11 protein-coding genes and 2 pseudogenes are annotated in these 9,541 nt (G+C 58.1%); 9 read left to right on the plus strand and 4 right to left on the minus strand.

Features of this window, described 5'->3' with window-relative positions:
- Positions 1-286: pseudogene (locus HHL10_RS29540) on the plus strand (hypothetical protein); the annotation flags it as partial.
- Positions 287-426: 140 nt separating this feature from the next.
- Here HHL10_RS29540 and HHL10_RS29545 read toward each other — a convergent pair.
- The gene (locus HHL10_RS29545; protein WP_169164014.1) at positions 427-924 is read right to left on the minus strand and encodes a hypothetical protein; all 498 of its coding nucleotides are present in this window, start codon (positions 922-924) and stop codon (positions 427-429) included.
- Positions 925-1,307: 383 nt separating this feature from the next.
- Between HHL10_RS29545 and HHL10_RS29550 the strand changes: the two genes are divergently transcribed.
- The 4 genes from HHL10_RS29550 to HHL10_RS29565 are packed head-to-tail and all read left to right on the plus strand — an operon-like array spanning position 1,308 to position 3,446.
- Complete coding sequence (locus HHL10_RS29550) at positions 1,308-1,550, plus strand: hypothetical protein (protein WP_169164015.1); 243 nt, start codon at positions 1,308-1,310, stop codon at positions 1,548-1,550.
- 39 nt (positions 1,551-1,589) lie between these two features.
- Entirely contained in the window at positions 1,590-2,243 is a 654-nt protein-coding gene (locus HHL10_RS29555; RefSeq protein WP_169164016.1) for a nucleotide-binding protein, read from the plus strand.
- Positions 2,240-2,539 (plus strand): hypothetical protein, encoded by a 300-nt coding sequence (locus tag HHL10_RS29560; RefSeq protein ID WP_169164017.1) that lies wholly within the window; start codon positions 2,240-2,242, stop codon positions 2,537-2,539. The genes HHL10_RS29555 and HHL10_RS29560 overlap by 4 nt, the downstream gene beginning before the upstream one ends.
- A gap of 16 nt (positions 2,540-2,555) precedes the next feature.
- Positions 2,556-3,446, plus strand: a complete 891-nt coding sequence (locus HHL10_RS29565) for a replication protein RepA (protein ID WP_205833285.1) — start codon at positions 2,556-2,558, stop codon at positions 3,444-3,446.
- Between the two features lie 334 nt (positions 3,447-3,780).
- Here the strand turns inward: HHL10_RS29565 and HHL10_RS29570 are convergent, their stop codons facing one another.
- From HHL10_RS29570 to HHL10_RS29580, 3 genes are all read right to left on the minus strand, one after another.
- On the minus strand, positions 3,781-4,353 hold the full coding sequence (locus HHL10_RS29570; RefSeq protein WP_169164018.1) for a recombinase family protein: 573 nt from the start codon (positions 4,351-4,353) through the stop codon (positions 3,781-3,783).
- Between the two features lie 98 nt (positions 4,354-4,451).
- Positions 4,452-4,703, minus strand: a complete 252-nt coding sequence (locus tag HHL10_RS29575; protein ID WP_169164019.1) for a hypothetical protein — start codon at positions 4,701-4,703, stop codon at positions 4,452-4,454.
- A gap of 338 nt (positions 4,704-5,041) precedes the next feature.
- A complete protein-coding gene (locus HHL10_RS29580) occupies positions 5,042-6,403 on the minus strand; it encodes a PIN-like domain-containing protein (protein ID WP_169164020.1) in 1,362 nt (453 codons plus the stop codon).
- An 811-nt stretch (positions 6,404-7,214) separates the two neighbouring features.
- Between HHL10_RS29580 and HHL10_RS30895 the strand changes: the two genes are divergently transcribed.
- The 4 genes and pseudogenes from HHL10_RS30895 to HHL10_RS30905 form a co-directional block, all read left to right on the plus strand.
- Entirely contained in the window at positions 7,215-7,535 is a 321-nt protein-coding gene (locus tag HHL10_RS30895) for a plasmid mobilization protein (protein WP_375138997.1), read from the plus strand.
- Positions 7,532-7,945: pseudogene (locus HHL10_RS31430) on the plus strand (relaxase/mobilization nuclease domain-containing protein); the annotation flags it as partial. The gene HHL10_RS30895 and the pseudogene HHL10_RS31430, both read left to right, overlap by 4 nt.
- A gap of 328 nt (positions 7,946-8,273) precedes the next feature.
- Positions 8,274-8,777, plus strand: coding sequence for an IncQ-type mobilization protein MobB (locus HHL10_RS30900; protein ID WP_235971872.1), 504 nt, complete (start codon positions 8,274-8,276; stop codon positions 8,775-8,777).
- Positions 8,774-9,541, plus strand: a 768-nt coding sequence (locus HHL10_RS30905; RefSeq protein WP_310734706.1) for a DNA-primase RepB domain-containing protein, incomplete at its 3' end; no start/stop codon positions are given. The genes HHL10_RS30900 and HHL10_RS30905, both read left to right, overlap by 4 nt.

Here is a 9,541-nt window from a genome sequence, read left to right on the forward strand (position 1 = left end):
CGCGGTGGACTTCGAGCGAATGGACTGGGCGATTGCCCTGCACCTGGCCAAGTCCGGGCACTACGCGCGAGCGGACATCGAGCGGGCCTTGCGCGAGGGCTCGCCGCACATCGAGCACGGCCGGCCGGGCGGGATCGAGGACTACGCCCGGCAGGTGTCCGAACGGGCCTGGAACGCACCGGAAGTGCTGGAGCACTGGCGGGGGCATGGGCGGGAGATCCAGCAGCAGCGCGCGCTGGGCCGGGCGCCCGAGCGGGGCCGAGAGGGGCCGAGCCACAGCCTGTGAGGTTGCGTAGCTCAAGCGGATAAGAGATTGGTGAATTAGAGGATTAATAGTGTATTTTATTTTTTTATGAATTTGAGCTAATTTATTGATGATGAGGCGCCCTGCCAATGCTTGCGGCAAGGCGTCAAATCAATTAATTGTTAGGCTCGAATATGAATTTCAATCGAGTCTGCATCGATATTCAGCTGCTTGGCAAGCCATTCCTTGGCTTCCGTGAAAGGGGATTTGCTCCTGGGTTCGTCTTGCTCGGGAGATTCTTGAAATGGTTTCCATTCAAGACTTTCAAGTTTGATTCCTAGGGCGTTGAAAAGCTTGTTGGTTTCGATGTAGGCCACAGGAAACCTTTGCCCTCCAGTGATAGCTTTCCAAGAATCAGGGACATTAATCTCGGCGTATTCACTGAACTTAATAATAACCCGTCCATCGTAAGGGGCAGGGGTTGTACCAGCAATCTTTCCAACCAGAAAAGCCGTTCCATGCTCAAGGTCCGTTGCTGCCCATTGCTCACGACGATTCCTAACGCATACCACGTACTCTGCGTTGGAAATTCGGTCATCGCGCGCAGCCCAATGACCAGATCCCCCCTCCTGGGTCATCGTAGAGCGATCCTTGCCCGTAAACACAACAACAGATTCCATGCTTACCCCTCCATGTCGATTGAGGACCAGATCATAGAAGTTCTATGCGATAGAAGCAAGCATCTATCGCATAAAAAATCTGATCTAGCGGCTTGATAGGCCCTAGATTTTCGCTGTCCACACACGTCCTTGCTAATGACCGACATAGCGTTGGTCAGCAGGATGCGTGGAAGGGCCATGAGGGGCCAAGCCACAGCCTGTGAGGCTTGCCCCTACGGGCAGCGGTGGCGGCGCGGCCAGCGGCATCCCGGCCGCAGTAGAGTCTTTCGTCACCGTGACGAAAGGCTGAAATGCCCAAGGCTCCCCCTCCCCTACCGGCACAGGACGAGCCGGCCGCGCTGGCGCGACGGCCCACCGGGCGGCCCCCGAAGGGCTCACGGGCCATGACCCAAGCGGAGCGGCAAGCGGCCTACAGGAAGCGCCAATGGCGGGCGCAGTTGGAGGCAGAAGCCGGCAAGCCCGAAGGCCAGCCCACGGGTGCCCTCCTGAACGCTCTGGGGGTACTGCTGCGAGACCTGGAGGACCCGCAGAAGGCGGAGCTCCACGACTTTCAGCGCTGGGCAGCCGAGCGGGCCATGCGGGAGCTGTGCGAACGCTACGGCCTCAAGCCGTTTTCGTCAGGGTGACGAATCAAAGATTTCATGAAATCGTGATATCAAGATATCATGATTGCCGTGAATCCCAATCCTACCCTTCCACTACGCGTGATCGTGGTCACTGCTCGCAAAGGCGGCGTTGGCAAGTCCACGCTGGCGTGCCACCTGTCTGCCTGTGCTGGCCCTGGTGCCGTGCTGATCGACACCGACGATCAGGATGCGGAAGGGTCTAGCGCGACGTGGATAAAGGCCCGAGCTGCAGCGGTCCCTCGCTTCTACTCGTTCAGCGACTTCAAGCAGTTGGGCCTCAAGCGGTTGCTGGCGACGGCTGCAGCAGAGGGTGCCACGCACGTCATCGTTGATACGCCGCCGCGTGCTGATGCTGCGGTGGCCGATCTGATGCGGCTGGCCGATGTGAATGTCGTCGTGACTGAGCCAAGTTACTTGCCGCTCAGTGCATTGCCGCGCTCGCTGGCTATTGCGCAGGCTGCAGGCAAGCCCACGGTCTTGGTCCTAAACAAGGTGAAAGGGCAACGACTCGAAGCCGAGCAGACCCGTGAGGCGCTGGCCGGTATTGGGATGCCTTTGATCGAGTGCAGTGACTTGGCCGAGTTTGGCCGTGCGCTGGCTACGGGCCAGGCTGTTCACGAGTTCAGTCCACGAAGCAAGGCTGCCGAGCAGATCGGTGCGCTGTGGGCCCAGATTCAGAAGTTGATCCCATGAGCAAGAAGCCCAATGTCCTGGGTAGGGCGCTGGCCGGTATTGCCCCGGCTGCTCCTGCCGTTTCGCCAGCGCCTACGCCTGCACCGCAAATCCCGTCTGAAGAGGACAACCGCCCTATCGGCGTGGTGTTCCGGCTGAATCCTCGTGACCATGAAGTCGTGTCCGACTACGCCCGACACCGCGGCTGGTCGGTGCAGGAACTGCTGGAGCACGCCATCAACCGCATGCGTGAGTCGGAAGGGTTGAGCCCGATCCAGGGGCGGCCACGTTCCAAAACGCGGCGCCGCAGCTTTTGATATCACGATATCGTGATTGCTTGATATCAATATGTCGAGCCGTAAGCAGACTCTGAAGCCAACGGAAGAGGCCCTGATCAGCGAGGCGTTGGCCATCGAAGCAGAGGCAGCCGCTGATGCCGGTGCGCTGGGCTACTTGGCCCGTTGCATGGTGCAAGCCACCATGCCGCATCGGAAGGTTGAGGGAACCCACTTCGAGCGCAAGAACGGCTCGTTCACTCTCACGATGATGGCGCCTGCCGATCCCGGCCTTCCCTACGGCAGTGTCCCGCGCCTGTTGCTGGCTTGGTTGAGCACGGAAGCCGTCCGCACCAGAAGCCGGGAGATCGAGCTGGGCGACAGCATGTCGGCCTTCATGCGTGAAATCGGTCTGGTGCCTACAGGTGGGCGCTGGGGCTCCATCACGAGGCTGAAGAACCAAACGGCGCGCCTGTTCGCCTGCACTGTCAACGCGATTTACAAGGAGGGTGGCCGAACCGGCATCCTCAATCGTTCCGTCGCCGACAGAGCGGTGCTGTGGTGGGATGCCAAAGATCCAGCGCAGGCCGCGCAGTGGCGATCCAAGGTGGTCCTGAGTGAGCCTTTCTTCAACGAGATCCTTGATCGACCGGTGCCGGTAGATCAACGGGCGCTCAAAGCGCTGAAGCAGTCCCCTTTGGCCTTGGACACCTATGCCTGGTTGACCTACAGAGCCAGCTACATGACTAAGGCCAGCACGGTCCCGTGGGAAGCCATCGCCGGGCAGTTCGGTTCGGACTACAAGCTTCTGCGCCAGTTCAAGGCAGCGTTTTTGACCGAGCTGCGCAAGGTCGCTGCCGTCTATCCCGCAGCCGAGTTCGATGTGTCCGACAAGGGTCTAACCGTCAAACCCGGGCAGCCTCACGTTCAACGCAAGCCAAGCGTATGACTGCGCATAAACGGTGACGGTGTCCAGGCCAAGCTGGACACTTCAAGGCTGTGGATTGGGCAAGTTATCCACGCATAAACGGTGACGCTTTCACGCATAAACGGTGACGCTTTCACGCATAAACGGTGACGCTCCTAATAAACGCCTGTAGTTACCTGTAGTTCCCTGTAGTAGGAGCGCCGACTTGTGTGAACAAGTCAGCGGGGCACCCCTGCGGGGTTCCCCCGGCTTCGCCGGCTCTCCCTCCGGCAAGCCAGATCCACGGGCCGCCTACGGCGGGGCTTCACCCCCACGCCGCTGGCGCGGCGCGGGCCCCCTTGGCATCCAGAAGACCTCAGGGCGCCGGCTTGGCGCTGACGCGGGCCAAAGCCCGATAGAGCGTGGAGCGGTCTACCGACAGCGACCGGGCTACGGCCGTGGGGCTCTCGCCGGCCTCGATGAGCTGGCGGGCGTGCTGCACCTGGCGAGGCGTCAGAGCGTGCTTGCGCCCGAGCTTGGCGCCGCGCTGCCTGGCCGCAGCCAAGCCGGCGCGGGTGCGCTCCACCACCAGGGCGCGCTCAAACTGCGCCATGGCCCCGAAGAGGTGAAACACCAGCTCGCCGCCGGCGGTGGCGGTGTCGATGGACTCGGTGAGCGAGCGAAAGCCGCAGCCCTTCTCCCGCAGTTCGTTCACCAGACCGATCAAATGGGCCAAGGAGCGCCCGAGACGGTCGAGGCGCCACACCACCAGCACGTCACCCCTTTGAAGCGCGCCTAGGGCCTTCTGGAGGCCTGGGCGGGCCTGTTGGGCGCCGGGGACACCCCGGTCCTCAAAGACTTGGTCCACGCCGGCCGCGCGCAGCGCATCGAGCTGCAAAGCCGGGTTCTGATCGTCGGTGGAGACGCGCGCGTAGCCGATGAGTGCCATCGGGCCATTGTGCGACTGCTTTTTGCGACACCTAAACCCTTGTCAGGCTTGGGTCGCTGATTCGTCGCAAAAAGGATGCTTCTTGCGCCGGTATTTGTTTATTCCAGAGTTAAATCCTCATCATCGTCTTCTTCCTCGTCTTCTATTTCTTCTTCATCTTCTGGGTCGCCAATTGAATGACTTCCGTGCATATCCTCCTCATCATAATCATCATCGTCGCCGCATTCTTTATCGGCTTCTGCATCTTCTAATGCGTTTGCGCGTTCGCAAGCCTCTAAATACTCACGATCATCGTCAACCGTGTCTTCGTTTTCATCATCATAATCTTCATCAAATTCTTCTTGGGCCATTTTGTTGACTCCTTAAGTTGAGGTGGTTCAAAAGCCTGGCACAAAAGATTATCACGCTTGGTACTAGTTCTGTTTAGCCATTCGCAAGTCATTGTCACGGCTAGAAAAGCTAGCACCAAATCTCACGACTATACTTTTGACAATAAAAAACCGACCTCAGATTATTGAGATTATCCGAGGGGACAGGGGCGCGCTAAGCGGACACCTGGGGACAGGGTGTAGCACCGACGGGAAACAGTTGCGCTGTTGTGCCATTACTGCAGTCCTGCCTAGCGGTGGACTACAGCGCAGTCGCGCCACAACAGCGCTGCCAAAGGGTTCCAGTTGAACGCCGCCGGTTAGCGAACTCTACCTACTATCCTGCCCGCGCGTTGACGCACAACAACATTCCCGTAAATACGCGTTGTCTGGGGAATGAAGTAATATGCTCTGCCTTTTCGTTTGTAGCTATTTATGCGACTATGTACATCGAAAATTAGCTTTTCGCCTCTTATTTTTCCAGCGTAGTCTACCACGCCCTTATCGTAATTAAGAGCGAAAGATATAGTATTGTCCTCTATAATATATAGTCCTCTGCCTTTACAATTGTTTGCGTTTATTGTGATATTGTGTGCTCGCTCAGCTAAAACAGTGTTGCTGAAAACCGAGCCGTCTTCAAAAAACCGCAAACAATAACAATAACCATCCTTTGGGTGCGGGCTCACATAGATGCCGTCGTAGCGAACTTTGTCTGTGCTTAGAAAAAGCTGTTCCTCTGCAGCTGCTTTTGCTTCATCTATGGTCAAAGTATCAACTGACACAGGTGAAAGCTTGTTGACTACATATAAGAATTGAGGAAAACTATACATCCAAAAGTTAACATCTGCTTTTTCTCTAATTTCTTCTATGAGTTCTTCCCTAGGGCGGTCAATGCGAGTTTCATTACCGTGTCTGGTTGTATGACACCAGTCTTCCTTTACATCATTCGTGATAAATACAATGGGCTTCTTGGTGGTCCTTGCTTTCTCAATTATCTCAAACCATATTATCAGGTCGCCAATCCTTTGCATTCCATCTTTTGCATCTTTGCCTTCTGCGTCTTTGTATCCGGGTGGTATCTTGTTGCGATACCTTATCTCGCTCTCTGCCAATATTTCACACTTCTTTTTATAACTGAACCCATTCCCTATTTGTAGGATTTGAGACATTCCTTCTAACACTGTGTCGTTTGACTCCATGTTTTTGATTTCTAATATCTGATTTTCAATCTGATCGATTGAACTCTTGGAGAAAGATTCAAAGTTGTTTCTCAAGCTATCAATAGCTTCCAAAACTTTTTCGAATGTTGATGAGGCAATAAACGGATGTGTGTCTTGCTTTTGAGTTTTTTGCTTAAGGTCATTTATTTTTGAGTCCAGTGATTTTATGGCGTCCGTTATTTCTGGAATGTGCTGTTTTTTTATTGGGTCGTATTTCTCTTTTATAGGATTGCCTATGGCTTTATTTCTGTTTTTTAAGTATTCAAATTCGACATGACTTGGTATCCATAGGCGACTCTGCAGTGGCTTTAGAACGTTATCAATGATTTTTTGTTGCGACTCCTTGGAGTAAAAATAAAAACTGAGAATCGCAGAGGTGTCTAAAACAAATATGCAGTCACTCCATATCTCTTTTTCAAGTTCGTCGGTATGAAAATATGCTCGAGTCTTATCTGTCTTCATTGCTTCCCTTTTGTGGTGTGCAATCGATCGGATTGGGCATTCATTCTATCAAAATTTATATATTGAATCAATATGTTAACTTAGAAACTATGTGTACGGTGCTCTTTGGTTTTTGAGCATAATGCGTGTTTTCTGTATGCATTGCGAGTCACCCCCTTAGTGGGCTAATAAATTTCCTGTTGCTTAGTGCGCTGATCTTGGCGTGCGGCTTTGAGTAGCAAGCTAGTAAGGATGTTATTCTGTTCTGTTTTTAAATTGCAGTTATGATTGTGTAGTATAGCCAGCTTGGCGTCGGTGATGAGTTTTCTGTGGCGACCAATACATAATTGCTTGTTTGATTTGAATGCAACTGCGTGCCAAACGCACTTGTGCTCATGAGTTATTAAAAAGGGTTTGTGTTTTTTGGGGTAGCAAAAGGCATCAAATTTCTTGGCGAAGCGGTAAATATTCAGACGTTGTATGGATCGTTACTGGAGGCCTTTGTCACGTTCTACTATTTTTCATTTAGCACTAAAGCGTCGATGAGAAGCTGCAGCGGGTAGTAGTTGTAGAGTTCCTGCACCTTGGCACACACCGTTGCGTTTGGGCGCGCACAACCGGCGCACCATGCGTACACGGCGGCGCAGCGAAGGCTAGAAGCAAGCCATGTTTTCGCTAGCGCTCAAACGGCTTGCAAGGGGCTGCCGCCCCTTGACCCCGAGGCGGCGGCACGCTGCGCTGGCCGCCGCCGCAGGACGCGGGAGGTGCTTTCGTGACGGAGACGAAACCCAGGCGCGGGCGGGGCGGGCGACCCCGGCTGGAGCCCGAAGCGGTGCGCTCGCAAACCATCGGCGTGCGCGTGTCGGCGGCGGAATTCGAGGCGCTGCAGGCGAAGGCGACGCAATTAGGGCTGACGCCGGCGCATTACCTGCGCGAGGCGGCCCTGAAAAGGCGGCTGCCTGATCCGCCAGTGCCGGCGGTGAACCGGGAGCAATATGCCGAGCTGGCCCGGCTGGCAGCGAATCTGAATCAGCTCACGCGCTTGGCAAATGAAGGGGCTTTCGTCACCGTGACGGAAGCGCATTTGCAGCGCCTGGCCGGCGAGGTGAACCGGCTGCGCCTGGCCTTGATTGGCGTGGAGCGCGGGGCGTGATTGCCAAGCTGGTCAAGGGCCGGGGATTCCGTGGGGCCCTGGACTACGACCTGAAGCAGGAAAAAGGCCGCGTCATCGATACCAACATGGCCGGCCGGACGCCGCGCGAGCTGGCGGCGGAATTCGGGGAAATCCGGCGGCTGCGCCCGAAAGTGGGCAAGGCGGTATTGCACGTGTCGCTGTCGGCGGCGCCGGGTGAAAAGCTCAGTGACGAGCAATGGCGCGAAATCGGCCGGCGCTACCTGCAGGGCATGGGATTCAAAGACAACCAATTCCTGATTACCCGGCACCTGGACACCGACCACGAGCACATCCATATCCTGGCCAACCGCATCACCTTCGGTGGCGAGGTGGTGAGCGACAGCCTGGACTATTCGCGCCAGGAAAGGATCGTGCGCGAGATCGAGCGGGTTTATCGCCTGGAGCGGGTGGCCCCCAGCCACGAAGCGCAGCGGCGGGCCTATACCCGGGGCGAAATCGAGCACGGGATGCGCACGGGAAAGCCGTCCACACGCATGCAATTGCATGCGCTGTGCGACGCAGCGGCGCACAAAAGCCGGGATTTCAGCGACTACGTGCAGCGGCTGGAGGCGGCCGGGGTGGAATTGATTCCGGTGGTCCAACTGCAGGGGGCGAAGCTTTCGGGGCTGTCGTACCGGCTGGACGGCGTGGTGATGAAAGGCAGCGACCTGGGCCGGGGCTACACGCCGGCGGGTTTGGCCAAGCGGGGTATCGGATATGAGCAAGACCGAGACTTTGCGGCTGTCCGCCGCGGTATCGAGCGCGCAGCGCCTGGAGCAGTTGAGCGGGCAGATCGAGCAGTTGAGGCAGTCCAAACACCAGAGCGTGGAGGAATTGGCCGCGGCGCTGGAGCCCCTGGCGCAGGCCATGGCCGCGCTGTCGGACGAGACGAAAACCACCCTGGCCGAAATCCAGCAACGGACGCGAGAGCAGGGCGACAGATTCACCGGGCAGATGAACGAAGCCACGCGGGCCTGGAACCAAGCCACGGAGCGCGCGGAGAAAGCCGCCTCGACCTTGCTATGCGCCGAGCGGCGGCTGGCGTGGAGCCACTACGTGCTGGCGGGGGTGACCGGCCTCGTGACGGCGGCGCTCGTGAGCGTGTTCTGGCTCTGGGTGGCGCCGCCGAAGTCGCCCGAGGTGGTGCTGGACCCGAAGGCGGTGGCCGAGGTGCTGAAACCCGCCGTGATCGAAGCCTTGAAGCCGTCCAGGCGCAGGTGAAGGCGCTGGGGGTGGCACGGGTGGAGGTGGCGTTGCGCGAGGCGCAGACCGGGGCGGTGGTGAAGCGGAGCTGGAGCGCGCAGGAGCTGGAGCAGTCGGTGGCGTGGCTCAAGCGGATGAACGCACGGGGCCACGACGTGTTCATCCGGCCCGAGGGCGAGCATGGCCTCGTGCTGGTGGACGGGCTGCAGCGGGCGGACCTGGCGCGCATGGCGGAAGAAGGTTTCGCGCCGGCGGCGGCCATCGAGGCCAGCCCCGGGCGCTTCCAGGCGTGGGTGAAGCTGTCAGCGCGGCCGTTGCCGGCCGAGGTGCGCGAGGCGGCCGTGCGCGCGCTGGCCGAGCACTACGCGGGCACGCGGGAGAAAGCCAGCAGCCGCAGCTGGGGCCGGCTGGCGGGCTTCACGAACCAGCAGCCCGGGCACACGCGCGACGGCCGCCAGCCTTACGTGCTGGTGCACGAGAGCCCGGGCCGGGTCGCTGCAGCAGCGCCGATGTTCCTTGAGCACGTTGGGGAGGGGCTGGAGCGGGCGGCGCGGCTGGAGGCCATCCAGGCCGCGCCGGACCACGTGTGGCAGCGCGACGCCCTCATGGTGTACCGGCAGCAGGCGCAGCGCGTCCTGGCGCACCATGGCCTGGACGCGGTGGACTTCGAGCGAATGGACTGGGCGATTGCCCTGCACCTGGCCAAGTCCGGGCACTACGCGCGAGCGGACATCGAGCGGGCCTTGCGCGAGGGCTCGCCGCACATCGAGCACGGCCGGCCG

Source organism: Azohydromonas caseinilytica (genome assembly GCF_012927045.1).
GTDB lineage: Bacteria > Pseudomonadota > Gammaproteobacteria > Burkholderiales > Burkholderiaceae_C > Azohydromonas > Azohydromonas caseinilytica.